Raw genomic sequence first — 22141 nt, 5'->3', positions numbered from 1 at the left:
CTGCGGGATTCACATCGTCGGTTCTAGACTCGGCCTTCCTTCGTCTGGCGAGAGCCCACCCATGTTCAAGCGCATCGTTCCCGTCCTGCTCATCGCCCTGCTGGCCGCCTGCAGCGCGCCGGCCGAGCGCGACACCGTCCAGCCCAAGGCCGGTCCGGCGGTGGCGTCGGTGACCAACGAGGCCGACTGTCTGCGACGCGGCGGCGAGTGGAAGCAGCTAGGACGGGCGCCGGTGCCGCAGTGTCTGCTGCAGACCGTCGATGCCGGCAAGGCCTGCACCGACAGCCAGCAGTGCCAGGGCCAGTGCCTGGCGCCGGAAGGCACGGTCGACAGTGCGCGCGTGCAAGGCCAGTGCAGCGTCGACACCAACCCGTTCGGCTGCCAGCAGCGGGTGCGCGACGGCGTGGCGTGGACGATCTGCGTCGACTGATCCGGCGCGACCGGATCGACGCGATCTGACCCGCGGGGATGGCGCAGGCCGTCCCCGTTTTGCATTCCCACCGCCGCGACCGGGGCGCGGCCGGCAGGGGGGGGGCGATCGCTGACCGTTCAAGGCTTCGAGGCGGGCGGTGGCGCGCCGGCCCGGTGGTGGACGTGCGACCTGGGCCGCGAGGCGCGACAGCGACCATCACCGCGGTCAGACCCGACGCGCGCTAGCGTCCGGCGCACCCCCCCCCTACGGAGTGCCCCGATGCCGATCGCGACCCGCCTCATTCGTCCTGCCGTGCCTGGAGGCCATGTGCGATGAGCGTGTTCGCTCAAGTGCTCGATGCCGTGGCCCGCGAACTGGCGTTGCCCGATCCCGACACCCTGACCACCATCGTGGTCCGCGTGCTGGTGGCCGCGCTGCTCGGTGGCATGGTCGGCTGGGAGCGTGAAAACAAGGGCCGCGCGGCGGGACTGAAGACACACATCCTGGTCTCGATCGGTTCGGCGCTGTTCGTGCTCGCGCCATTGCTGTCGGACATCGACGGCGCCGAGGTGACCCGGGTGATGCAGGGCATCGTGTCGGGTATCGGGTTTTTGGGAGCGGGCGCGATCCTCAAGCTGGACAAGGGCGAGCGCATCGAAGGCCTGACGACCGCGGCCGGCGTCTGGATGACTGCGGCCATCGGCATGGCGGCAGGCATGGGGCAGGAGATGGTGGCACTGGCGACCACGCTTGTGGCGTTGCTGGTGGTCGGCGCGCTGCCTCGTCTGCAACGTTCGCGTGCGACGGCGGACCGACGCCCTGCGGACATGGCCGGGCGTGACAGCTGAACGCAACGGCCGCGCATTCCGGATTTCGCCACGGCGGCTTCATCCCCGGACCCGCACGGTGATCGCACATTCGAGCAACGGAGCCAAGCACATGACCAAGCAGGACGACATTCGCGACGGTGGCCGCGATCTCAATCGCGATCCGATCACCAAGACGCCCGGCGCTCATCCCGTCGGTGTCGGTGTGGGCGGCGCTGCGGGCGGCATGGCCGCCGGTGCTGCGGCCGGTACCGTGTTCGGGCCGGTCGGGACCTTGATCGGGGCGGCGGTGGGCGTGGTCGCCGGGGCGGCGATCGGCAAGGGCGTGGCCGAGCGGATCGATCCGACCGGCGAAGTGGAGTACTGGCGCCAAGCGCATGGCGACCGGCCTTACGTCAAACCTGGGCATGACTACGACCGCGATTACGCTCCGGCCTACGGCTTCGGCCTGCAGGCCCGCGAGGCCGATCGGACCCGCGGTTGGGACGAGTCGGAGGCGCAACTGCGCCGCGATTGGGAATCGGCCAGGGCCGAATCGAAGCTGGAATGGGAAGACGCGCAGCCGGCGGTGCGCGATGCCTGGGAGCGCACGGATCGGACGTACGCTCTGTACCAGCGCAGCGATGACTACTACGCCAAGGCGTTCGAGAATGCGCCCTACCGCAACGCCGACGACCGCTACGAGGATTACCAGCCGGCCTATCGTTATGGCGCCTACGCGCGTTCGCGTCATGCCGATCGTGAGTGGGACGACGCGCTTGCAGGCGAGCTTGCGCGAGACTGGGCATCGCGTCGCGGCAATTCACGCCTGGAATGGGATCGCGCCAAGGCTGCGGTGGAGGATGCCTACGTGTCGCATGACCGCTATACCAGCGGCGAGTACACCGGCAGCGGCCGCGACGACAACGACCGCTTCCGCGTCGGCTGACGCCTCCGATCGCCAGTGATTCCGCCACGGGCGCATCCTTCCAGGATGCGCCCGTCGTCGGTGCGCCCATGTCTGCAGGCCACGGTGTCGCTCCCACTGCGCGGCAGATGCGCGCGGGCATCGCGCTGCCAGCATTCGCCAGTATGCTGGACAGGTCGGTTGCCGGCCTTGATGGCGCGCCTGTCGTCGAGGCAACGGTATGGCGCATTCACATCACGCCGCGCCCTCGTCGCGGACCATCGCAGTCATTCCAACGCGCAGGAGATCGTTCCATGAGTGGACAGGGTTCGGCCGGCAATGTGATCGCCGCCATCTGCAGTTTCATCGTGCCCGGCCTCGGGCAACTGGTGCAGGGTCGGCTGCTATCGGCCGTGCTGTGGTTTCTGGCTGGCTGCATCGCATTCGCGATCACCTGGCTGCTGACGGTCTCGTTGCTGCCGTTCGGTTGGTTCATCGTCAGCGTGTTCTCGTGCATCAACGCGGCGTTGTACCGCCGTCCTGGGGTCTGACCACGCGTCACGCAACGCGCCCGGGGCCGAAGACGGCCCCGGGCACAGGCACGCTCACTTCGGCTCGCCGTTCTCCACACCGGTATCGCTGCGCACGTCGTCGGCGAACGAATGGCCATCGGCATTGCGATCGCCGATCTGGTCATCGAGTTCGGGGTCCAGCAGGTCGGCCTGGTCGTCGAGGCCGATGTTGTCGATCGCCGACTGCGAGCGCGGATCCTTCAGTGCCGGTCCGCGCGTCGGCGGCAGGTCCTCGCGGTCGCGCAGCGACGATTCGTCGCTCGGGGCGTTGGGGCGGGTGGGGTTGGCCTTGCTCATGGCGATCTCCGGTCTGCGGTGCGGACACTATCGGGGCGACCGCGTCATGCGGGCGGCAAGAGCATGACGTCGTGCTGTAGCCGGGGCCTGCCTGCATCGCGAGCCGATCGTGATGTCGCGATTCCTCCCGTCGGGAGATGGTGCGAACGGGTGTCAGACCGCGCGGCTGACCTGATCAATCGTGGCGCCGCGACGGCGATCGCGACGCGGGCGCGTGTCATGCGCCTGCCAGGCTGCCTGCACTTGCGCGCGGACGTCATGCCAGGCGCGCAGCCGGCCATCGAATTCCCAGACCCGCCGCAGCACCGGTTCGATCTCCTCCCAGGGGCGCTCGGGATACGAGGCGCGTCCATTGCGACCCAGCGAGAGCACCAACATGTGATCGGATTCGGAACGGGCCATCGGGATGTTGCCAGGAACTTGGGAGTGCGCAGGCTAAGGCGCGGATCGTCTGTTTTCCGTGAATCCAATGTTGGATTTCGATGACAGGACGGCCGCGTTCACAACAGCCCTGCAAGCACCATGACCAGCCCCACGGTCGCGACTGCCCAGATGGCGCTGCGCAGGTAGGGAATGCCGACGCCGTAGACCGGCAGATAGGCCACGCGCGCCCACAGATAGAGCTGCGCGCCCAGTGCGGTGGTGGCGTCGTGGCGACCGGCCAGCACCACCGCCAGCACCGCGGCGGCGAAGAACGGAAAGGTCTCGAGAAAGTTGCGGCTCGCCGCCGACAGTCGCTGCGCGGCGCCGGTCAGCGGTGGCACATGGCCGTCGCGATTGCCGGCATTCCACGCCATGCCGCGTTGCGCGGTGGAAAACCCGGCGGCGACCAGGACGTGGACCAAGCCGAGGACGATCGACCCGGCCAACATCTGCAATTCGATCGTCATCGGCATGGTCTCCAGCGCAGTGTGCGGATTCAGCCTGCGACGGCCTTGACGATCGCGGCGTTGAAGGCCGGGATGTCGTCGGGCTCGCGGCTGGTGATCAGGTTGCCGTCGACGACGACCTCCGCGTCCTGCCAATCCGCGCCGGCATTGACCAGGTCGGTCTTGATCGATGCCCAGGATGTGACCTTGCGGCCCTTCGCCAGGCCGCTCTCGACCAGAAGCCACGGACCGTGGCAGATCGCGGCGACCGGCTTGCCACTGCGGCCGAAGGTGCGCACGAACGCGACCGCGTCGGCGTCCTTGCGCAGGTTGTCGGGGTTGATCTGCCCGCCGGGCAGCACCAGCGCGTCGTAGCGGCCGGGATCGGCCTTGGACAGCGGCACGTCGACATCGACGCTGCGGCCCCAGTCCTTCTGGTCCCAGCCCTTGATCGAGGTCGCATCGCCAGGCGACACGACATCGACGTGGGCGCCGGCCTCGCGCAAGGCCTGTAGCGGTTTCTCGAGCTCCGACTGCTCGAAGCCGTCGGTGGCGAGAATGGCGATCGTCTTGCCGTCCAGGGTCTGCATCGGGGTCTCCAAGCGGGGGATCAGGAGCGCCCGATGCTAGGGCGCGGGCGGTCCTGCGCCCGTGAACGAAAGGCGCCTGCGGCCGCCGTCTCGCGTCGTGAGACGACGCACGGGCACGCTCGCGCCCCGCCTGCCGCCCGGAGCGTGCTGTCTGAACGCGATCCTCAAACCCGACTCGCTGCCTGCGACCACGGCCGGCACCGCGCCCGGCACTGCGCTTGCGACCAAGTTGTCGGCCAAGTACCCCGGGCGCATCACCGGCAGCCTGCTGTTGCCCGGCCAGCCGGGCCGCTACGCGCCGATGCCGGGCGAGGTGCCCGAAGCGCTGGCGCGCGCGCTGCGCAGCCGCGGCATCGACCGGCTCTACAGCCATCAGGCCCAGGCCTGGGCCGCGACCCAGGCCGGCCGCCACGTCGTGGTCGCCACGCCGACCGCGTCGGGCAAGTCGCTGTGCTACACGCTGCCGGTGCTGTCGGCGGCGATCGCCGCGCGCAGCAAGGCGCTGTACCTGTTCCCGACCAAGGCGCTGGCACAGGATCAGGTCGCCGAATTGCTGGAACTCAATGCCGCCGGCGAGCTCGGCCTGCGCGCGGCGACCTTCGACGGCGACACGCCCGGGGACGCGCGCCAGGCGATCCGCATCAATAGCGACATCGTCGTCAGCAATCCCGACATGCTGCATCAGGCGATCCTGCCGCATCACACCAAGTGGGCGCAGTTCTTCGAGAATCTGCGCTACGTGGTGATCGACGAGATCCACACCTACCGTGGCGTGTTCGGTTCGCACGTGGCCAATGTGATCCGCCGGCTCAAGCGGGTGTGCGCGTTCTACGGCGTGACCCCGCAGTTCATCCTGTGCTCGGCCACGATCGGCAATGCCCGCGAGCACGGGCGCGCGCTCATTGAGGTCGACGACGCGCAGCTCGAGGCGATCGACGACGGCGGCGCGCCGCGCGGCGACAAGCACGTGCTGCTGTGGAACCCGCCGGTGGTGAATCCGGACCTGGGCCTGCGCGCGTCCGCGCGCTCGCAGTCCAACCGCATCGCACGGCTGGCGATCCGCTCCGGCCTCAAGACACTGGTGTTCTGCCAGACCCGGCTGATGGTCGAGGTGCTGACCAAGTACCTCAAGGAAGTCTTCGACCACGACCCGCGCAAGCCGCGCCGGATCCGCGCCTACCGCGGCGGCTACCTGCCGACCGAACGCCGCGCGGCCGAGCGCGAGATGCGCGCGGGCAGCATCGACGGCATCGTCAGCACCTCGGCCCTGGAACTGGGGGTCGACATCGGCAGCCTCGACGTGGTCGTGCTCAACGGCTATCCGGGCAGCATTTCGGCGACCTGGCAGCGCTTCGGTCGTGCCGGCCGCCGGCAGCAGCCCTCGGTCGGCGTTCTGGTCGCCAGCTCCGAACCGATGGACCAGTACGTCGTGCGCCATCCGGAGTTCTTCGCGCAGGCCAACCCCGAGCACGCCCGGATCGAGCCCGACCAGCCGCTGATCCTGCTCGACCACATCCGCTGCGCCGCGTTCGAACTGCCGTTCGTCGATGGCGACATGTTCGGCCCGGTCGCGCCACTGCCGTGGCTGGAGGTGCTGGCCGAGTCGGGCGTGTTGCATCACGAGGGCGATCGCTGGGAATGGATCGCCGACAGCTATCCGGCGCAGGCGGTGAACCTGCGCTCGGTCGCCGACGGCAACTTCGTGGTCGTCGATCGGACCGACGGTCGGCAGACGATCATCGCCGAGGTCGACTATTCGGCCGCCGCGCTCACGCTCTACGAGGGCGCGATCCACATGATCCAGTCCGAGCCGTTCCAGGTCGAACGCCTGGATTGGGAGGGCCGCAAGGCCTACGTGCAGCGCACCCACGTCGACTACTACACCGATGCGATCGACTACACCAAGCTCAAGGTGCTCGACGATGCCGAGCAGGCGGACGCAGGGCAGGGCAGCGCGCATCTGGGCGAGGTGCATGTGGTACGGCGGGTGTCGGGCTACAAGAAGATCCGTTTCCACACCCACGAGAACATCGGCTACGGGCCGGTCAACCTGCCCGATCAGGAACTGCACACCAGCGCGGTGTGGTGGCAGTTGCCGCAGCGCGCGCTCGATGCCGCGTTCGATGCGCGGCACGAGGCGCTCGACGGGTTTCTGGGCGCCTCGTACGCACTGCATCTGGTCGCGCAGGTCGCGGTGATGGCCGAGAGCCGCGACCTGCAGAAAGCCGTGGGCAGCGGCGATGGCACGTGGTTTGCGACCGCCGACCAGCGCGGTCGCGGGCAACTGCGCGACGGCGAGGGCGCGGCACTCGACATCGCCGGGATCGGTCGTTTCGCGCCGACGCTCTATCTCTACGACAACTATCCAGGCGGCGTCGGTCTGTCCTCACCGCTGTTCGAGCGCCGCGACGAACTGCTGGCGCAGGCCGCGGCGCTGATCGATGGCTGCGGTTGCCGTGCCGGCTGCCCGGCCTGCGTCGGGCCGATCCTCGCGTCCGAGGAGGACACCGAGCGCACGCCGCGGCAGCTGGCCGCGCGCGTGGTCGACCTGCTGGTGAGCGCATGACGGGGCGCCCATGAGCGCGCTGGCCAAGCGGCTGGGGCTGCTGCGCAGCCAGGCCGGGACCGCGCTGCCGAGCGTCGCGCCGGCCCGGCCGATGGCGCCCGTGCTGCCGCCGCGCGCGCAGTGGCCGCGCGCCGATGCGCAACGGTCGCCAGAGGCGGTCGCCGAGCAGTTACGCAAGCTGATGAAGCTGCGCGCCCCGGCCGTGGCATCGCGTCCGGACGCGACGGTCGATCGCACGCTACCTGGCGAAGAGATCGCGCCGGGCCTGCGCTATCTGGAACAGATGGCCCCGTGGCCGCATGACGACGCCGAGTTGGCGCTTCATGACATCCGCCATGACACCGTGCAGCGCGGCGACCTGCTTGCGTTCGATACCGAGACCACCGGCCTGGCCGGCGGCACCGGCACCCGTGCGTTCATGATCGGCGCGGCGGACGTCATCGATGGCCGGCTGCGGATTCGCCAGCTGTGCATCACCACGCTCGGCGCCGAGCGCGAGATGCTGAAGGTCTTCGCCGGCTGGCTGCGGCGCGAGACTGTCCTTGTGAGCTACAACGGACGCTGCTACGACCGTCCGTTGCTGACCACGCGCTACCGCCTGGCGCGGATGCGCGACCCGCTGATCGACCTGCGCCATGTCGACCTGCTGCACCCAGTGCGGCGCCGCTATCGCGGTGTCTGGGCCAATTGCCGCTTGGCGACCGTCGAGCGCGAGTTGCTCGGTGTGCTGCGCGAAGACGACCTGCCGGGCAGCGAAGCGCCGGCCGCGTGGCTGCGCTATCTGCGCGGCGGCAGCGCCGACAAGCTGCGTCGCGTCGGTCTGCATAACGCGCAGGATCTGCGCAGTCTGTTGGGCGTGCTCGAGGCGATGCGCGACCGCTGACGCCATGCGCGCCGTCGGCGGCGGGGGGGGGCCCCCCCCCCCCCCCCCCCCCCCCCCGGGGGGGGGGGGCGCCCCCCCCCCCGCGGCGGCGGCGCGGGCGCCCGCCCCCGCCAGCGGGGGAGGGGGAGCCGCACACCGACCTGGAAGCGGTCTTCAGTCCGCCGCCACAGTGCGCGAGTCTGCTGCCGCAGTGCGGGTCGCCCTCCCCAGTGCGCGCCGCTGCCACAGCGCGCGGCGGCGCTACCGCGGGCGGCCACTTGTGCGTGGGATCGCGCGTCGCGCCTTGCTGTGCACGCGTCCGTACAAGCGTGCGATGCTGCGGACGCGTTCACATGTCTGCCATCGCGGCAGTGCTTGAATCGGACGGCCCAGCAGTCCCGCGCCGCCGGTTCGCCGACGGCGACCCTCCGTCACTCTGGACCCTCATGGACGCAAGCGAACGCCGGCCCGCGATGGCCGACCCTGCGCCCCCGCGTGCCACATTGCGTGCGCGCGATGCGTTCGCGATCACGATCGGTATCGTCGTCGGCGCGGGCATCTTCCGCACGCCGTCGCTCGTTGCCGGCGCATCGAGCAGCGAAGTGGCACTGCTGCTCGCCTGGGCCGCAGGCGGCGTGCTGTCGATCGTCGGTGCGCTGTGCTACGCCGAACTGGCCACGACCTACCCGCAGGCCGGTGGCGACTACGCCTACCTGCGGCGCGCCTATGGACCGCGCATGGCCTTCCTGTTCGCGTGGGCGCGGATGGCCGTGATCCAGACCGGTTCGATCGCGCTGCTGTGCTTCATCGTCGGCGACTACTTGGCGCAGTTGTTCGACCGCGGCGGTGGGGCATCGGCGCTGTACGCGGCCGCGGCCGTGATTGCGCTGTCGGCGATCAACTGGATCGGCACGCGCCACAGTGCGGCGGTGCAGACGTGGCTGACGATCGCCGAGATCGCTGGCGTGCTGGTGATCGTCGTGGCGGGGCTGGCGTTTGCGCCGACCGACATCGCAGCGGTGCCGGGCAGCGGCGGTGACAGCGCGATCGGCCTGGTCCTGGTGTTCGTGCTGCTGACCTACGGCGGCTGGAACGAGGCGGTCTACATCACCGCCGAGGTCCGCGATGCCCGGCGCTGGATGCCGCGCGTGCTGGTGCTCAGCCTGATCGCGATCGCTGCACTGTACGTGCTGGTCAACCTGGCCTATCTGCGCGTGCTCGGCCTGGGCGGCATGGCCGAGCACAACGCCGTCGCGGCCGAGGTGATGGGCCGGGTGTTCGGGCCGAGCGGCGCGGCATTGATGAGTGCGATCGTGGTCGCTGCGGCGCTGACCTCGGCCAACGCGACGCTGATCACCGGTGCGCGCAGCGTGTACGCCGTCGGGCGCGATTTCCCGGCGCTGAGCGCCATCGGCCGCTGGGATGCGCGCAGCGGCGCGCCGCGTGCAGCGATCCTGGCTCAGGGCGTGCTGGCGTTGGCGCTGGTCGGGCTGGGCGCGTTCGCACGCGATGGCTTCGAGGTCGCGGTGGAGTACACCGCGCCGGTGTTCTGGCTGTTCTTCCTGCTGGTGGGCATCGCGCTGTTCGTGCTGCGCCGGCGCGACCCCCAGCGTCCGCGCCCGTTCCGGGTGCCGTTGTATCCCGCACTGCCGTTGCTGTTCTGCGCGACCAGCGGCTACCTGCTGTACGCGAGCCTGGCCTACACCGGACGCGGTGCGCTGGTCGGCGTGGTCGTGCTCGCGGTCGGCGGGCTGCTGTTGCTCTGGCTTCGACCGTCCACCTGCCTCGAGGAGACCTCGCGATGATCCGATCGACCCCGTCCCGTTCCATGCGCGCGCTCTGCGTGCTGGTGCCCGCCTTCATGATCGCGTGCGCGCAGGATCCGCAGCCGCCGCAGGCCACGGCCGATACCGCTGCCGGCCTGCCCGCAGCGACGGGCGCAGGCGGCGTGCCGACCGCGGTGCCGACCGTCACCGCCCAGATCGGCCCGGACTCGCCGTTCGCCGAAGGCGCGCCGCGACCGTCGCGCGAGCCCGACGTGATCTACGTGCCGACGCCCGAGCCGGTGGTCGATGCCATGCTCAATCTGGCCAAGGTCCGCGAAGGCGACGTGCTCTACGACCTGGGCTCGGGCGATGGCCGCATCCCGATCGCCGCGGCACAACGTTTTGGCGTGCGCGCGGTCGGCATCGACATCAACCCGGTACGCGTGCGCGAGGCGAACGCGAATGCCGAGGCGGCCGGTGTCACCGATCTGGTGACGTTCAAGGAGGCCGACCTGTTCCAAGAGGACATCAGCCAGGCCAGCGTGGTCACGTTGTATCTGCTGCAGAGCCTAAATGTGAAACTGCGCCCGAAACTGCTCGCCGAGCTCAAGCCCGGCACGCGGATCGTCAGCCACGCCTTCGACATGGCCGACCAGTGGACGCCCGAGGCCACGCAGGAGGTGGACGGCACCCGCATCTATCTGTGGACCGTGCCCGCACGCTGAGCCGGGCCCCACGCGGTGCCCGGTCGATCGCGCCTGGCAGGATCGCGCCATCCCGCTGTATGAGGCTGTTCGCATGTCCCGCTCGTTGACCTTCGCGCTGTCGCTCGCCGCACTGTCGGGGGTGTCCGCTGCCGCCTTTGCGTCCAACGCCACCTCGCCCGACCGCGGCGGGCAGCAGGGCCTGGATGCGGCGTACCCGAGCCAGACGCATGCGCTGAGCTCGCAGGGCCAGGCGCTGTCGATGGCCTATCTGGACGTGCAGCCAGCGGGCACGGGCAACGGGCGCACGGCCGTGCTGCTGCACGGCAAGAACTTCTGCGCTGCGACCTGGGAGGACACGATCGCCGTGCTGGTCGCCGACGGCTGGCGGGTGATCGCGCCCGATCAGGTCGGATTCTGTGGGTCGAGCAAGCCGCGCGGCTACCAGTTCTCGTTCGCCCAGCTGGCCGCCAACACCCACGGGCTGTTGCAGCCGCTGGGCGTCGAGCGCCCGGTGCTGATCGGCCACTCGATGGGCGGCATGCTGGCGACCCGCTACGCGCTGCAGTATCCGGACGCGGTCGCGCAGCTGGTGCTGGTCAATCCGATCGGGCTCGAGGACTGGCAGGCCGAAGGCGTGCCGTACGCGACGGTCGACCAGTTGATGGAAGACGAGCGCAGGACGAGCGCCGAGCGCATCCGGGCCTATCAGCGCAAGGTCTATTACGACGGTCGCTGGGACCCGCGCTACGACCGCTGGGTCGAGATGCTGGCCGGCCTGTACGCCGGTCCCGACGGCGAGATCGTGGCCTGGAACCAGGCGCAGACCTCGGAGATGGTGTTCACCCAGCCGGTGGTGCACGAGTTTGCGAAGCTGCGCGTGCCGACGCTGCTGATGATCGGCGGCAAGGATCGCACCGCGCCCGGCGCCCATCGCGCGCCGCCGCCCATCGCCGCGCGGTTGGGCGACTATCCGGTGCTGGGGCGACGCGCGGCTCAGGCGATCCCCGATGCCGAACTGGTCGAGTTCCCGGCGCTCGGCCACGCGCCGCAGGTCGAGGCGCCCGCCCCGTTCCACGCGGCGCTGCTGCCACGGCTGGCCCGCTGAGCACGTTGGGCGCGGGCTGTCCGGCTGCATTCACATCGCATTCGAACGGTCGCCGGCCAAGTCCCTACACTGGGCGGATCATCTCGCGCCCCTAGCCGGAGTCCGTTGCCTCCATGTCGTCCTGGCGTTCGTGCCTGCCGTTGATCCTGTGCCTGGCCGTGGTCGGCTGCCAGCGCGCGCCTGCGCCCGCCGATGAGGCAGTGGAGACCGTCGAGGTGTCCAGCCCGGAGGAGGGCGGCGCGGTCAGCACGGCGCCGCTGGCGACCGAGGACCTGCCCGATGTGGCGCCGCTGCCCGCCGACACCGCCGATCCGGCCGAGGTCGACTGGTCGCCGATGACGCTTGAGGGCGCGACTGCGTCGGTGAGTTGCGAACTGGACTATGCCAACGCTGGCGATGGCGACGTGCTGAAGGCGTTCGACCGCGCGGCGCTGCGCGAGGCGATGGCGCCCTGCGCCGAGCGCGGGGTATTCCGGCTGCGCTTCAAGGGGCGCGTGACCCAGGATTTCACCCGGCTGATGCAACGCCTGGCTGCGGTCGCCGACGAGTTGAAGATCGACAAGCGGGTGCTCGATCTCGACTCGAGCGGCGGCATGGTCGAAGAAGCGATCCGCGCCGGCGACGTGATCGCCGAGTCGCGCTGGACGATCTGGGTGCGCGAAGGCGCGGCCTGCCACAGTTCCTGCGTGTTCCTGCTCGCCGGCGGCGACACCCGGCTGATCGGCGGCCGGGTCGGCATCCACCGGATCATCCGCATGAGCTCGAGCGCGTCGACGCGGGCCGAGCTCAACCGGGAACTGCGGGCGGTCTACGGCCGGGTCCGCGATTATCTGGAGCGCAACGGTGCCGCCGTCGCGGTCGCCGACCTGATGATGGCCGTGCCCAATCGCAGCCTGCGCATCCTCACCCCCGACGAGCTCAAGCTCTATGGCCTGGATGGGGTGAATCCGGCGCAGGACGATCTCGACCGGCTGCGACTGATGCGCAAGTGCGGCCAGGACTTCGTCGCGCGCCGCGACTCCTACATCCGCGCCTTCGATGCGACCTGCAATGCACCCGATCGCGATGTCGAGGCGATGACCGCCTGCGGTCTTGAGCTGCGCGGACGCTTCGGCTTCCCGGACGCGCAGTGCCCGTCGGAGAGCCCGCTGTCGGAGTTCGACCTCGTCGGGGAGATGACCGCGGCCGCAGGCATCGCCAGCCGGCTGCGCATCCTGGGCGTGCCCAGCGGGACGCCCCGCCGCGCCGCCGAGCCGGCCCCCGCCGCGCCCGCGCCGCGCGAGGCGCGCACGCCGACGGCGCAGGGCGGCGATACGCCCGCCCGGCCGTCCGAGGCCTCGGCCGACGACAGCGAGGCGGCTGCGCCGACCGACGGCGCCGATCGTACCCAGACCCCGGCGCCAACGCCGGGGTGAGCGACGGGCGCGGCCCGTCGCGTCGTGAACTCAGGGCGCGTCGTCCTGCAGGAAACCGCCCGACTGCCGCCGCCACAACTGCGCGTAGATGCCGTCGGCCGCGATCAGCGCCTCGTGCGTGCCTTGCTCGACGATCCGGCCGCGCTCCATGACGATCAGCCGGTCCATCGCCGCGATCGTCGAGAGCCGGTGGGCGATCGCGATCACCGTCTTGCCTTCCATCAGCCGGTAGAGGTTCTCCTGGATCGCGGCTTCGGCTTCGGAGTCGAGCGCCGAGGTGGCCTCGTCGAGCACCAGGATCGGGGCGTTCTTCAGCAGCACGCGCGCGATCGCGATGCGCTGGCGCTGGCCGCCCGAGAGCTTGACGCCGCGCTCGCCGACCTGGGCGTCGTAGCCGGTGCGCCCCTTGGCATCGCTGAGGCCGAGGATGAATTCGTGCGCCTCGGCGCGCCGTGCGGCCTCGATCATCTCCGCCTCGCTGGCATCCGGACGGCCGTAGAGGATGTTCTCGCGCACCGAGCGGTGCAGCAACGAAGTGTCCTGGGTCACCATGCCGATCTGCGCACGCAGCGAGTCCTGGGTGACGGTGGCGATGTCGACACCGTCGATGCGGATCGTGCCGGCCTCGCGGTCGTAGAAGCGCAGCAGCAGATTGACCAGAGTCGACTTGCCCGCGCCCGACCGTCCGACCAGGCCGATCTTCTCGCCGGGGCGCACGTGCAGGTCCAGGCCCTCGATGACGCTGCGCTCGGCCTGGCCGTAGTGGAAATCGACGCTTTCGAAGCGGATGTCGCCGCGCACCGGCGGCAGCACCTGCGCGGCGGGCGCATCGTCCACGGTCGGCGCCAGCGAGATCGAGTTGATGCCGTCGCGCACCGTGCCGATGTTCTCGAACAGCGCCGAGAGTTCCCACATGATCCATTGCGACATGCCCAGCATCCGCAGCGCCAGCGCGATCGCCACCGCGATCGCGCCGGTGCTGATCGCCCCGCCATGCCACAGCCACAGGCCGAGCCCGCCGACCGAAGCGACCAGCAGCATGTTGAGCACGTAATTGCAGACGTTGATGATCGTCACCAGGCGCATCTGCCGATGCACGGTGTCGAGAAAGCCGTCCATCGCCTCGTAGGCGTAGGACTGCTCGCGCGAGGAATGCGAGAACAGCTTGACCGTGGCGATGTTGGTGTAGCTGTCGACGATGCGTCCGGTCATCACCGCGCGGGCGTCGGCCTGCTTCTCGGAGATCTTGCTCAGCCGCGGCACGAAAACGCGCATCAGCGCCGCGTAGCAGAGCACCCAACCCAGGAACGGCAGCATCATCCGCCAGTCGGCCGAGGCCGCGACCACCAGCGCGCCGGTCAGGTAGACCAGCACGTAGTTGCCGACATCCAGCAGTTTGATGACTGTCTCGCGCACCGCCAGCGAGGTCTGCATCAGCTTGGTGGCGATGCGGCCGGCGAACTCTTCCTGGAAGTAGGTCATCGACTGCCGCAGCAGGTAGCGATGCACGTTCCAGCGGATCCGCATCGGGAAGTTGCCCAGCAGCGTCTGGTGGATGATCAACGAGCTGAACAAGGTCATCACCGGCAGGCCGATGAGAACCAGCACCGCCATCGCCGCAAGTCGCCCGCCCTCGGCATCGAGGAACGAGGCGGGCGTGTGCGCCGCCAGGCGATCGACCAGCGAGCCGACATAGGCATAGAGCACGACCTCGGCGATGGCGATGGCCGCGGTGAACAGCGCCATCAGCAGCAGCCAGCGGCCGCTGCCGCGCACGTAGTGCATGCAGAACGCGAACAGCGTCCGCGGCGGCTGTTCGGGCGGGGCGGACGGGAAGGGGGCGATGCGGTTTTCGAACCAGCGGAGCATGGGCGGTCCAGTGCGGCGCGCGCGTGCGCGCCGGTCTTCGTCGGGGGAGAGCGGGCATTGTCCGCGATGCGCCTGCGGCTGTCGCGGCGCCGTCGTCAGCCGGGCCGTGCAGCGTCGACGGCGCGCCCTCTAGGGAATGTCGAGCACCACACGCCCCAGGTGATGCGCGGTGAGCAAGCGCTCGGCATCGGCGATCCGCGACAGCGGCAGGCGGGCCCCGACGTGCAGGTGGAACGGTCCGCGTTCGATCGCGCGGCAGGCCGCCTGCATCGAGGTCGCGCCGGCATGCGCACCGAAGCCGGTCGCGGCGATGTCTGCGCGCGCCGGTGGCGGCGTCACGCCGTGCGGCCAGGCGATGCGGCCGCCGGGCCGCAGCGCATCGACTGCGATCCGGGCGATGCCGGCATCGCTCGCGGTCAGCAACGAAGCTGTCGGGCCCTCAGGCGCGAAGATCCGCAGGGCCGCGGCGAGATCCTGACGGCGCCCGTCGATCGCCATGTCCGCGCCGAGCCGCTCGGCCAGCGCGATGCCATCGGCGCCCGACACCACGGCCAGCACCCGCGCGCCGCGCTGGCGGGCGAACTGCAGCGCCATGTGCCCGATGCCGCCGCTCGCGCCCAACAGCAGCAGCGTGTCGCCTGCGCCCAGGCCCAGCACGTGGGCCACGGCGTGCATCGCCAGGCCGCCATCGACCGGCAGCGCGGCGGCGTGGTGCAGCGGCAGGCGGGCGGGGATGCGCCAAGCGCGGTCGGCATCGACGAGCGCGAACTGGGCATGGAAGCCGTAGCGCGGGGCGCAAGGCAGCGCCAGGCCGCAGACGCGATCGCCCTCGCGCAGCCGTTGCACGTGGGCGCCGACCTCGACCACCGTGCCGGCGCCCTCCGCGCCGCCGATCCAGGGGGCGGACGCGTGCACGAGGGTGCCGGGCAAGCGCCCGTCGCGCTCGAGGACGTCCCAGTGGCCGAAGCCCGCTGACAGCACGCGGATCAGCACCTGCTCAGGGCCCGGCAACGGAATCGGCGTTTCCACCGGGATCCATGCGCCGCGTGTGCCCGGTGCGCAGGCGATCGCCTGCATCGTCTCCGGCCCGGCTTCGGCATGCGACCACGCGCAGGCCGGCGCCTGGATCGAGGGCGAAGAGCGGGGCTGGAGAGTCATTCGGGCTCCTGTCGGATTGCGGGGGGGATGCCGGGCAGGGTAAAACCTCAACAAATGTTGAGGTCAAGGGGCGGCTGATGAGTCGGGACGGATTGGGAACCCACGAGACGTTGTCGGTCGGCGAACTGGCTGCACGCAGCGGCGTGGCGGTCTCGGCCCTGCACTTCTACGAACGCCAGGGGCTGCTGTCCAGTACGCGCAATGCAGGCAACCAGCGCCGTTATCGGCGCGACGCGCTGCGGCGGGTGGCGGTCATCCGGGTCGCGCAGCGGGCCGGGATCCCGCTGGCGGCGATCGGCGAGGCGCTGGCGACCCTCCCCGACGGGCGGACGCCGACCCAGGTCGACTGGACGCGCCTGTCGCGTCACTGGCGGGCCGACCTCGATGCCCGCATCGCACAGCTCACGCGACTGCGCGACCAACTCGACGGCTGCATCGGCTGCGGATGCCTGTCGCTGCGGACTTGTCCGCTGCGCAACCCGGACGATGTCGCCGGCGCGCGCGGTCCCGGGGCGCCGTATCTGGAACGGTGATCCGGTGCCTGGCGCCTGCTGTGATGCGTCGGCCACCAGGCCCGTGGGTCGCCGCTGCGATCAGCGCGGCGCGTCGCCTTTGGCACCATGGCGACGGCGCTTGGCTCGTCGCGCGCTCGGCGTGCGTGCGGCGGCGATGCGACGGGCCAGGCCTTGGCCGACGGAGCGGCAGAAGCGATCCAGATCGGTGACGGCCACGCCCCGGTACCAGGGCAGACCGGCGACCGATGCGCTCGCGGCCGCAGGCCCGGCCGCCGCGGCGAACCTGCGGGTCCAAGCCGCTTCGACGTCGAGTGCGACGGCGTAGGGCAGCAGGAACGCGTAGTGGTGGACATCGTGCAGCGGCGGCGCAGCCTGGGCGTCGGATGCCCCGGGGCCGCCGGCGCCGGTCAGATAGCGGCGCAGGCCCTGGGCGTGCGCGAGCAGGCGACGGCCTTCGGCGGTGGGCGCACGCGCCCGCACCGCGAAGGCGATCAGGACCAGTCCCATCGCCGCGACGATCGCAAGCGTCGGTACCCAGGTGCCGGCATCGGCGGACAGCCACAGTGCGGCCGCGCCTGTGACCAGCGCAATCGCGAGCGCGGCGAGCAGATGGCCGCCGCGGGCGCTGAACAACGCAGGCTGGAAGCGGCGGCGCAGGGCGAGTTCATGCGCCCGCCAGGTCGCGCCGATGGCATCAGCCTGTGCCGGCTCGAGCACGATCGCGTCCTGCGGGCCGGCCAGCAGTGCGGTCAGCAGCGCGCGCTGTTCCAGGGTAGGCAGACGGTGTGCGCCGGTGCGGCTGCGCCGGACGCGCCAATGCATGCCCGCGCTCGCGCGCTCGCGCAGCAGGTGCACATGCTCGTCGACCGCAGCCGCAAGCAGATCCGAAGACAGGCAGCGCGCGTCGTAGCGCATGCGCAGCAGGTAGCGCAGCCCGCCCGGTGAGACACCTGGCGGAGGCACATCACGGAGCGTGGTGGCCTCCGCCGCAGGGCTGCGGCGGTGGCGGCGCTGCAGCACGAACAGGACGAGCAGGGTCGCCAGCCCGGCCAGTGCGATCAGCGGTCCGCGGTGGTCGTGCAGCCACCAGGCCAGGCGCTGCTGCCGGCTGGGCGGCGCGATCAGGCCCTTGGGGAAGGCCAGCGAGACCGTCCAGCCCGCCTCCGGCGGCAGCGGCCGCGCCAGCGTCCAGCGCGCGGTCCCGGCGGCCGACAGCGCCACGTGGAAGTCCCGGCCCGGCGCGTCCGCAGTGCCGGTGGCGCCATCGGCGTCCAGCGTCTCCAGCGGCACCGCGTCCGGCAACACGATGGTGATGCTGCCGCGCTCGATCGCCACATCCCGTGCGGGGGCGAGCGCCGGCAGATACACCGCGTCGTGATCGTCGAAGAACCCGAGCTGGCGTGCGGTCCGGTAACGCAAGGTGTAGACCGGCGTGGATGGGGTCGGCAGACGGCGGGCATCGCCCACGCGCACGCGCATGCGGTTGCCGCTGCGCTCTGCGGTCCAGGGCGCCGGTCGGCCATCGCGCAGCACCTCGTACACGTCCAGGTCGACGACGATACGGGCCCCTGCCGGGTCGTGGTAACGGACCGGAATGTCGCGCACGATGCCGTGGCGGAAGATCCGCCCCTCAGCGCGGATCGCGATGCGTTCGGTGACGTCGAGGCGGCCGTCGGGCAGGACCCGGACCTCGATGTCGTCGGCCAGGATGCGTTCCTGCGCCCAGGCCGTGGGCACCGCGAGCAGCCATGCCAGCAACTGCCACCGCAGCGCCCGGCCCCACCAGCGTCTGCGCGGGCGGCTGGCGGACGGCGCAGGCCCTGTCGCCCGGTCGCTCGCGCAGGCAGCGTCGCGATGCTGGCGAGCGGGCGGCATCGCGTCGTGGTCGGGGCACGGTCGGCGGGCGCTGCGGGGCATGGCGGGCAGAGGGCTCAAAACCCCGAGCATACCCGCGCCACGCGTCGCCCCGCCCGCTTGCCGGCCCCAGCCCGAGGCGTACACTCGAGACCTTCGACCCGTCTGCCGCCTGGAGCGTCATGCCCATGAACAAGCTGCGCCTGTCCCTGTCGATCGCCATGCTCGCCGCGGCCGTGTCTGCCGCCCACGCCCAGCAGCCCGCCCCGGCGGCGCCGCCGGCAGCGGCGCAACAGCCCGCGCAGCAGCCGGCCCTCACCGCCGAGCAGCAGGCGCAGATCGCGCGGCAGGATGCCGAGATCAGCGCCGCCGCGCTGCAGATCATGCAGATGATCGATGCCAACCGCGCCGGCGAAGTCTGGGACGGCGCGTCGGCGACGATGAAGGGTCTGGTGACGCGCGAGGACTTCGTGCGCCAGGTCGCCGCCGACCGCAGCCGGTTGGGTGCACCGGCTTCGCGCGACCGTCCGGTGGTGAGCCGGTCGCGGTTCGGCGCCGGCGAGTCCGTGCCCGAAGGGATCTATCTCAACGTCGCCTCGCCGACCAAGTTCGCCAACCACGCCCAGCCGATCCGCGAACTGGTGTCGTTCCGCTTCGACGACGACCGTACCTGGCGCGTATCGGGCTACAGCGTGCGCTGAGCGCGGAGACCCGCGCCGGCGACGGCGCGGGTGCTGCGTGGTCGATCGCGTGCGATCAGGCCGCGATCACGCGGATCGTGTGTTCGCCTACCCGCACCGTCTGGCCTGCGCGGATCTTGCAGGTCTTGCGCAGCTCGACCGCGCCGTCCACGCGCACCGCGCCGCTGGCGACCAGGGCCTTGCCCGCGCCGCCGCTCTCGCACAGCCCCTCGAGCTTGAGCAACTGGTTGAGTTCGACGTGCTCGCCTTCGAGCTGGAATTCGACGGGTGCGGGCATCTTGATCCTCCGGGCGGGCGGCCATTATCTCGGTCGGTGCGTCCTCCTGCGAGTGCCGGGTTCCGTGCGGGCGGTCACATCGTCGTCAGCCGTCGACATCGGCGTGCGCGGCCTGCGCTAGGGTGCTGGCACCGCAACGCTGGAGTCCCTGATGTCCGTTGCTCGCGTCCACTGCGCCAGGCCAACTGCACGATAATGCGCCCCGACCGGCCGGTGAACGAGGCCGAGCGCCAGGCGGCGCTCGATGCCTATCGCATTCTCGATACGCCGCGCGAGGCGGCCTACGACGACCTGGTGCGGGTCGCCGCGGCGATCTGTGACGCGCCGATCGCTGCGATCACCCTGGTCGACCGGGATCGGCAGTGGGTCAAGGCGGTCACCGGCTTCGACGCGGTCGAGACCCCGCGTGACGAGTCTTTCTGCGCGCAGACGATCCTGACGCCCGACCAGACCCTGGTGGTGGAGGACGCGACACGGGATGTGCGGTTTCGCCACCTGCCGATGGTCACCGGCGCCCCGGGCGTGCGCTTCTATGCCGGCGCGCCGTTGCGTTCGGCCGACGGACATGCGCTGGGGGCGCTGTGCATCGTCGATTCCCATCCGCGGCAGCTCGACGACACCCAGCGCGAAGCGCTCGAGGCGCTCTCGCGCCAGGCGTCGCGGTTGATGGAACTGCACCGCGTCAGCGGTGCGCTGCATCTGCAACTCCAGGAGCGGGCCTGGTACGAGCAGCAATTGCTGCAGTACCAGCAGGCGCTGGAACTGCAGAATGCAGACCTGGCCGAGCAATCGACCACCGACCCGCTGACCGGGCTGGCCAATCGGCGCGGCTTCTCCTGCACGCTCGAACAGGCGATCGGGCAGGCGCGTGCGCAGCGCGCGCCACTGTCGATCGCAGTTGTGGACATCGACCATTTCAAGGCGATCAACGATGCGCACGGCCATGCGGAGGGCGATCGCGTGCTGCAACTGCTCGGCGCGCTGCTGCGCGAAACCGAGGCGGCGCGCGGTCGCATCGCACGGCTCGGCGGCGAGGAGTTCGTCCGCCTGCTGCCCGGATGCAGCCTGAGCCAGGCGGTCGAAGTCTGCGACGCGATGCGCGCCTCGGTCGCGGCGATGCGGTCTCCGTTCGCCCTGACGGTCAGCATCGGTGTGGCCGATCTCGCGGCCGCCGACGATGCCGCCGCGCTGTTGTCGCGCGCCGATGCTGCGCTGTATCAGGCCAAGCGCAGCGGCCGCAACCGGGTCTGCGCACGCCCGGCCGGCGCAGGCGCACTCAGCGGGTGATCGATTTCGCCTCGCCGGTGCCGATGTTCTCGGCATGCACGATCCGCCGCGGGCGCGCGAGGACCGGATACACCAGCACGGCCGCCAGAATGATCGCGACCCCGGCGTAGAAGCCCGGCGCGAGCTCGCGTTGTTCGCCCAGCAGCACGATCGCCAGCGCGATCGCATAGACCGGCTCGAGATTGACCGCCAGTTGCGCGGCAAACGCGCTCATGTGGCGCAGTGCGACCAGCGACAGCGCGAACGGCAGCAGGGTGCAGGCGAAGGCCAGCAGCAGCAGCCAGGCCCCGTCGCGGGCGCCGGGCAGGGTCAGCAGGCTGCCGGCGAACGCCGGAAACAGCAGCGGCATCAGCGGCGCGAGGACGGTCAGCGTCAACGTGCCGGCGCCCAGTTCGAGTGCGGTGACCGTGAGCGGGTCGGCGCGTTCGACCAGGCGCTTGTTCATCGCGCCAAAGCACGCCACGAACAGTGCCGACAGGGCGCCGACCGCGATGCCCATCCGCATGCCGTCCGGCACGCCGCCCACGACGAGCGCCACGCCGGGCAGCACCGCCAGGCCCAGAGCCAGCTCGCGCCAGGAAAAGCGGCTGCGCGCCACCAGCGGTTCGATCAGTGCCACGAACACCGTCGCCAATGCCATGCAGGTGGCCGCGACCGACGCGTTCGCCAGCTTGACCGCGCCGTAGAAGGTCAGCCAATGCAGCGCGACCAGCGCGCCGACGCCCGAATAAGCCAGCAGCAGGCGGCCGGGCAGCGCGCGCAGCCCGCGCCAGACCCGGGGCAGCAACAGCAAGGTGCCGGCAACCAGCAGCATCCGCCACCACACCAGCGGCAGTGCGGGCAGGCTGATCAGCTTGCCGAGGATCGCGGTGAAGCCCCACAGCAACACACACAGGTGGATCTGCCACTGGGCTCTGGCGGTGGGTGTCATCGGGGCGTCTCGGCAAGGAGGCGCATTATCCGCGAGTTGTCCGCGAGCGGAAGGCGTTGGCGGCGGGGTGGTGTGGCTAGCCGCGCAATCGCGCCGCGACACTGTCCCAGCTGACGAGCTGCCAGAACGCGTCGAGATAGCGCTGGCGGTTGTCGCGGTAATCGAGATACCAGGCGTGTTCCCACAGCGAGGCGGCCAGCAGCGGCGTGTCGTCGCCGGTGAGCGGCGTCGCCGCATTGGCGGTGACCGCCAGCCCCAGCCGGCCGTCGCGGCGCTGGAGCAGCCACGCCCAGCCGGCACCGAAGTGGCGCTGGGCCAGGGTGTCGAAGCGACTGCGCAGCGTGGCGACATCGCCGAAGTCGCGGGCGATCGCCTCGGCCAGCTTGCCCTTGGGCGCGCCGCCGCCGCCGGCTGCTGCGGGCTTGAGCGAATGCCAGTAGAAGGCGTTGTTCCACGCCTGGGCGGCATGGTCGAACAGCTCGCCATGCGCCTTGCGCACGATCGCCTCCAAGGAGGCCTCGGCCAGATCGGTGCCCGCCACCAGTGCGTTGACGCGCTCGATGTGCGCGAGTTGATGCCGGCCATGATGCTGGTCCAGCGTCTCGCCGGACAGGTGCGGTTCGAGCGCGGTGCGATCGTAGGGCAGTGCGGCGAGTTCGACAGGCATGGGGCGCG

At 70.7% G+C, this 22141-nt stretch carries 23 protein-coding genes; 13 read left to right on the top strand and 10 right to left on the bottom strand.

All coding sequences use genetic code 11. The annotated features are described in order from the left end of the window. The first annotated feature begins 61 nt into the window (after positions 1 to 61). The 4 genes from ABE488_RS01170 (at position 62) to ABE488_RS01155 (ending at position 2676) form a co-directional block, all read left to right on the top strand. A complete protein-coding gene (locus ABE488_RS01170; protein ID WP_346446777.1) occupies positions 62 to 430 on the top strand; it encodes a hypothetical protein in 369 nt (122 codons plus the stop codon). 314 nt (positions 431 to 744) lie between these two features. Further along, positions 745 to 1260, top strand: a complete 516-nt coding sequence (locus ABE488_RS01165; protein ID WP_346446776.1) for an MgtC/SapB family protein — start codon at positions 745 to 747, stop codon at positions 1258 to 1260. A gap of 91 nt (positions 1261 to 1351) precedes the next feature. Continuing rightward, positions 1352 to 2167 (top strand): hypothetical protein, encoded by an 816-nt coding sequence (locus ABE488_RS01160; RefSeq protein WP_346446775.1) that lies wholly within the window; start codon positions 1352 to 1354, stop codon positions 2165 to 2167. A 272-nt stretch (positions 2168 to 2439) separates the two neighbouring features. Continuing rightward, positions 2440 to 2676 carry a hypothetical protein gene (locus tag ABE488_RS01155; protein WP_241945614.1) on the top strand — a complete coding sequence of 79 codons (237 nt, stop codon included), beginning with the start codon at positions 2440 to 2442 and terminating at the stop codon, positions 2674 to 2676. A gap of 54 nt (positions 2677 to 2730) precedes the next feature. On the opposite strand, the gene ABE488_RS01150 is transcribed toward ABE488_RS01155, so the two are convergent. The 4 genes from ABE488_RS01150 to ABE488_RS01135 form a co-directional block, all read right to left on the bottom strand. Then, the gene (locus ABE488_RS01150; protein WP_346443185.1) at positions 2731 to 2994 is read right to left on the bottom strand and encodes a hypothetical protein; all 264 of its coding nucleotides are present in this window, start codon (positions 2992 to 2994) and stop codon (positions 2731 to 2733) included. Positions 2995 to 3147: 153 nt separating this feature from the next. Then, positions 3148 to 3396 carry a hypothetical protein gene (locus ABE488_RS01145; protein WP_346446774.1) on the bottom strand — a complete coding sequence of 83 codons (249 nt, stop codon included), beginning with the start codon at positions 3394 to 3396 and terminating at the stop codon, positions 3148 to 3150. A 98-nt stretch (positions 3397 to 3494) separates the two neighbouring features. Then, entirely contained in the window at positions 3495 to 3890 is a 396-nt protein-coding gene (locus tag ABE488_RS01140) for an MAPEG family protein (protein ID WP_346446773.1), read from the bottom strand. A 23-nt stretch (positions 3891 to 3913) separates the two neighbouring features. After that, positions 3914 to 4453, bottom strand: a complete 540-nt coding sequence (locus ABE488_RS01135) for a type 1 glutamine amidotransferase domain-containing protein (protein ID WP_346446771.1) — start codon at positions 4451 to 4453, stop codon at positions 3914 to 3916. 178 nt (positions 4454 to 4631) lie between these two features. Here ABE488_RS01135 and ABE488_RS01130 point away from each other — a divergent pair, with 178 nt between their 5' ends. The 6 genes from ABE488_RS01130 (at position 4632) to ABE488_RS01105 (ending at position 12874) form a co-directional block, all read left to right on the top strand. Continuing rightward, positions 4632 to 7019 carry a DEAD/DEAH box helicase gene (locus ABE488_RS01130; protein WP_346446986.1) on the top strand — a complete coding sequence of 796 codons (2388 nt, stop codon included), beginning with the start codon at positions 4632 to 4634 and terminating at the stop codon, positions 7017 to 7019. Positions 7020 to 7029: 10 nt separating this feature from the next. Then, positions 7030 to 7902, top strand: a complete 873-nt coding sequence (locus tag ABE488_RS01125) for a ribonuclease H-like domain-containing protein (RefSeq protein ID WP_346446769.1) — start codon at positions 7030 to 7032, stop codon at positions 7900 to 7902. Between the two features lie 452 nt (positions 7903 to 8354). After that, the gene (locus tag ABE488_RS01120; protein WP_346446768.1) at positions 8355 to 9686 is read left to right on the top strand and encodes an amino acid permease; all 1332 of its coding nucleotides are present in this window, start codon (positions 8355 to 8357) and stop codon (positions 9684 to 9686) included. Next, entirely contained in the window at positions 9683 to 10372 is a 690-nt protein-coding gene (locus tag ABE488_RS01115; RefSeq protein WP_346446767.1) for a class I SAM-dependent methyltransferase, read from the top strand. Before ABE488_RS01120 ends, ABE488_RS01115 begins: the two co-directional genes overlap by 4 nt. A 73-nt stretch (positions 10373 to 10445) precedes the next feature. Beyond that, positions 10446 to 11459, top strand: coding sequence for an alpha/beta hydrolase (locus ABE488_RS01110; RefSeq protein ID WP_346446766.1), 1014 nt, complete (start codon positions 10446 to 10448; stop codon positions 11457 to 11459). Positions 11460 to 11572: 113 nt separating this feature from the next. Next, positions 11573 to 12874 (top strand): hypothetical protein, encoded by a 1302-nt coding sequence (locus ABE488_RS01105; protein ID WP_346446765.1) that lies wholly within the window; start codon positions 11573 to 11575, stop codon positions 12872 to 12874. 30 nt (positions 12875 to 12904) lie between these two features. Here ABE488_RS01105 and ABE488_RS01100 read toward each other — a convergent pair whose 3' ends face one another. Beyond that, positions 12905 to 14743, bottom strand: a complete 1839-nt coding sequence (locus ABE488_RS01100) for an ABC transporter ATP-binding protein (protein WP_346443169.1) — start codon at positions 14741 to 14743, stop codon at positions 12905 to 12907. A gap of 129 nt (positions 14744 to 14872) precedes the next feature. Then, positions 14873 to 15901, bottom strand: coding sequence for an NADP-dependent oxidoreductase (locus ABE488_RS01095; protein ID WP_346446763.1), 1029 nt, complete (start codon positions 15899 to 15901; stop codon positions 14873 to 14875). Positions 15902 to 15978: 77 nt separating this feature from the next. Between ABE488_RS01095 and soxR the strand changes: the two genes are divergently transcribed. Continuing rightward, the gene (gene soxR, locus ABE488_RS01090; protein WP_346446761.1) at positions 15979 to 16434 is read left to right on the top strand and encodes a redox-sensitive transcriptional activator SoxR; all 456 of its coding nucleotides are present in this window, start codon (positions 15979 to 15981) and stop codon (positions 16432 to 16434) included. 60 nt (positions 16435 to 16494) lie between these two features. On the opposite strand, the gene ABE488_RS01085 is transcribed toward soxR, so the two are convergent. Next, positions 16495 to 18174 carry a DUF2207 domain-containing protein gene (locus tag ABE488_RS01085; protein ID WP_346446759.1) on the bottom strand — a complete coding sequence of 560 codons (1680 nt, stop codon included), beginning with the start codon at positions 18172 to 18174 and terminating at the stop codon, positions 16495 to 16497. Between the two features lie 284 nt (positions 18175 to 18458). Here ABE488_RS01085 and ABE488_RS01080 point away from each other — a divergent pair, with 284 nt between their 5' ends. Continuing rightward, complete coding sequence (locus ABE488_RS01080) at positions 18459 to 18971, top strand: DUF4019 domain-containing protein (RefSeq protein WP_346446757.1); 513 nt, start codon at positions 18459 to 18461, stop codon at positions 18969 to 18971. Between the two features lie 55 nt (positions 18972 to 19026). On the opposite strand, the gene ABE488_RS01075 is transcribed toward ABE488_RS01080, so the two are convergent. Next, a complete protein-coding gene (locus ABE488_RS01075) occupies positions 19027 to 19248 on the bottom strand; it encodes an RNA-binding S4 domain-containing protein (protein ID WP_346443160.1) in 222 nt (73 codons plus the stop codon). A gap of 195 nt (positions 19249 to 19443) precedes the next feature. On the opposite strand from ABE488_RS01075, the gene ABE488_RS01070 reads away from it, so the two are divergent. Continuing rightward, positions 19444 to 20535: a sensor domain-containing diguanylate cyclase gene (locus ABE488_RS01070; RefSeq protein WP_346446756.1), complete on the top strand. Its 1092-nt coding sequence runs from the start codon at positions 19444 to 19446 to the stop codon at positions 20533 to 20535. On the opposite strand, the gene ABE488_RS01065 is transcribed toward ABE488_RS01070, so the two are convergent. Together ABE488_RS01065 and ABE488_RS01060 are read right to left on the bottom strand one after the other, a co-directional pair. Further along, on the bottom strand, positions 20525 to 21466 hold the full coding sequence (locus ABE488_RS01065) for a DMT family transporter (protein ID WP_346443157.1): 942 nt from the start codon (positions 21464 to 21466) through the stop codon (positions 20525 to 20527). The genes ABE488_RS01070 and ABE488_RS01065 overlap by 11 nt on opposite strands. A gap of 76 nt (positions 21467 to 21542) precedes the next feature. After that, on the bottom strand, positions 21543 to 22133 hold the full coding sequence (locus tag ABE488_RS01060) for a Fe-Mn family superoxide dismutase (RefSeq protein WP_346446754.1): 591 nt from the start codon (positions 22131 to 22133) through the stop codon (positions 21543 to 21545). Between the last annotated feature and the right edge of the window lie 8 nt (positions 22134 to 22141).

It is taken from the genome of Luteimonas sp. TWI662 (assembly GCF_039673825.1).
GTDB lineage: Bacteria > Pseudomonadota > Gammaproteobacteria > Xanthomonadales > Xanthomonadaceae > Luteimonas.
The sequence above is the reverse complement of the archived record's forward strand: the minus strand, read 5'-3'. Positions and strand labels throughout refer to the sequence as shown.

Excerpts from the sequence above, each read along its gene's own strand:
- ABE488_RS01170 (WP_346446777.1), top strand. The coding sequence starts at position 62 with ATGTTCAAGCGCATCGTTCCCGTCCTGCTCATCGCCCTGCTGGCCGCC.
- ABE488_RS01165 (WP_346446776.1), top strand. The coding sequence starts at position 745 with ATGAGCGTGTTCGCTCAAGTGCTCGATGCCGTGGCCCGCGAACTGGCG.
- ABE488_RS01160 (WP_346446775.1), top strand. The coding sequence starts at position 1,352 with ATGACCAAGCAGGACGACATTCGCGACGGTGGCCGCGATCTCAATCGC.
- ABE488_RS01155 (WP_241945614.1), top strand. The coding sequence starts at position 2,440 with ATGAGTGGACAGGGTTCGGCCGGCAATGTGATCGCCGCCATCTGCAGT.
- ABE488_RS01150 (WP_346443185.1), bottom strand. The coding sequence starts at position 2,994 with ATGAGCAAGGCCAACCCCACCCGCCCCAACGCCCCGAGCGACGAATCG.
- ABE488_RS01145 (WP_346446774.1), bottom strand. The coding sequence starts at position 3,396 with ATGGCCCGTTCCGAATCCGATCACATGTTGGTGCTCTCGCTGGGTCGC.
- ABE488_RS01140 (WP_346446773.1), bottom strand. The coding sequence starts at position 3,890 with ATGCCGATGACGATCGAATTGCAGATGTTGGCCGGGTCGATCGTCCTC.
- ABE488_RS01135 (WP_346446771.1), bottom strand. The coding sequence starts at position 4,453 with ATGCAGACCCTGGACGGCAAGACGATCGCCATTCTCGCCACCGACGGC.
- ABE488_RS01125 (WP_346446769.1), top strand. The coding sequence starts at position 7,030 with ATGAGCGCGCTGGCCAAGCGGCTGGGGCTGCTGCGCAGCCAGGCCGGG.
- ABE488_RS01120 (WP_346446768.1), top strand. The coding sequence starts at position 8,355 with ATGGCCGACCCTGCGCCCCCGCGTGCCACATTGCGTGCGCGCGATGCG.
- ABE488_RS01115 (WP_346446767.1), top strand. The coding sequence starts at position 9,683 with ATGATCCGATCGACCCCGTCCCGTTCCATGCGCGCGCTCTGCGTGCTG.
- ABE488_RS01110 (WP_346446766.1), top strand. The coding sequence starts at position 10,446 with ATGTCCCGCTCGTTGACCTTCGCGCTGTCGCTCGCCGCACTGTCGGGG.
- ABE488_RS01105 (WP_346446765.1), top strand. The coding sequence starts at position 11,573 with ATGTCGTCCTGGCGTTCGTGCCTGCCGTTGATCCTGTGCCTGGCCGTG.
- ABE488_RS01100 (WP_346443169.1), bottom strand. The coding sequence starts at position 14,743 with ATGCTCCGCTGGTTCGAAAACCGCATCGCCCCCTTCCCGTCCGCCCCG.
- ABE488_RS01095 (WP_346446763.1), bottom strand. The coding sequence starts at position 15,901 with ATGACTCTCCAGCCCCGCTCTTCGCCCTCGATCCAGGCGCCGGCCTGC.
- soxR (WP_346446761.1), top strand. The coding sequence starts at position 15,979 with ATGAGTCGGGACGGATTGGGAACCCACGAGACGTTGTCGGTCGGCGAA.
- ABE488_RS01080 (WP_346446757.1), top strand. The coding sequence starts at position 18,459 with ATGAACAAGCTGCGCCTGTCCCTGTCGATCGCCATGCTCGCCGCGGCC.
- ABE488_RS01075 (WP_346443160.1), bottom strand. The coding sequence starts at position 19,248 with ATGCCCGCACCCGTCGAATTCCAGCTCGAAGGCGAGCACGTCGAACTC.
- ABE488_RS01070 (WP_346446756.1), top strand. The coding sequence starts at position 19,444 with ATGCGCCCCGACCGGCCGGTGAACGAGGCCGAGCGCCAGGCGGCGCTC.
- ABE488_RS01065 (WP_346443157.1), bottom strand. The coding sequence starts at position 21,466 with ATGACACCCACCGCCAGAGCCCAGTGGCAGATCCACCTGTGTGTGTTG.
- ABE488_RS01060 (WP_346446754.1), bottom strand. The coding sequence starts at position 22,133 with ATGCCTGTCGAACTCGCCGCACTGCCCTACGATCGCACCGCGCTCGAA.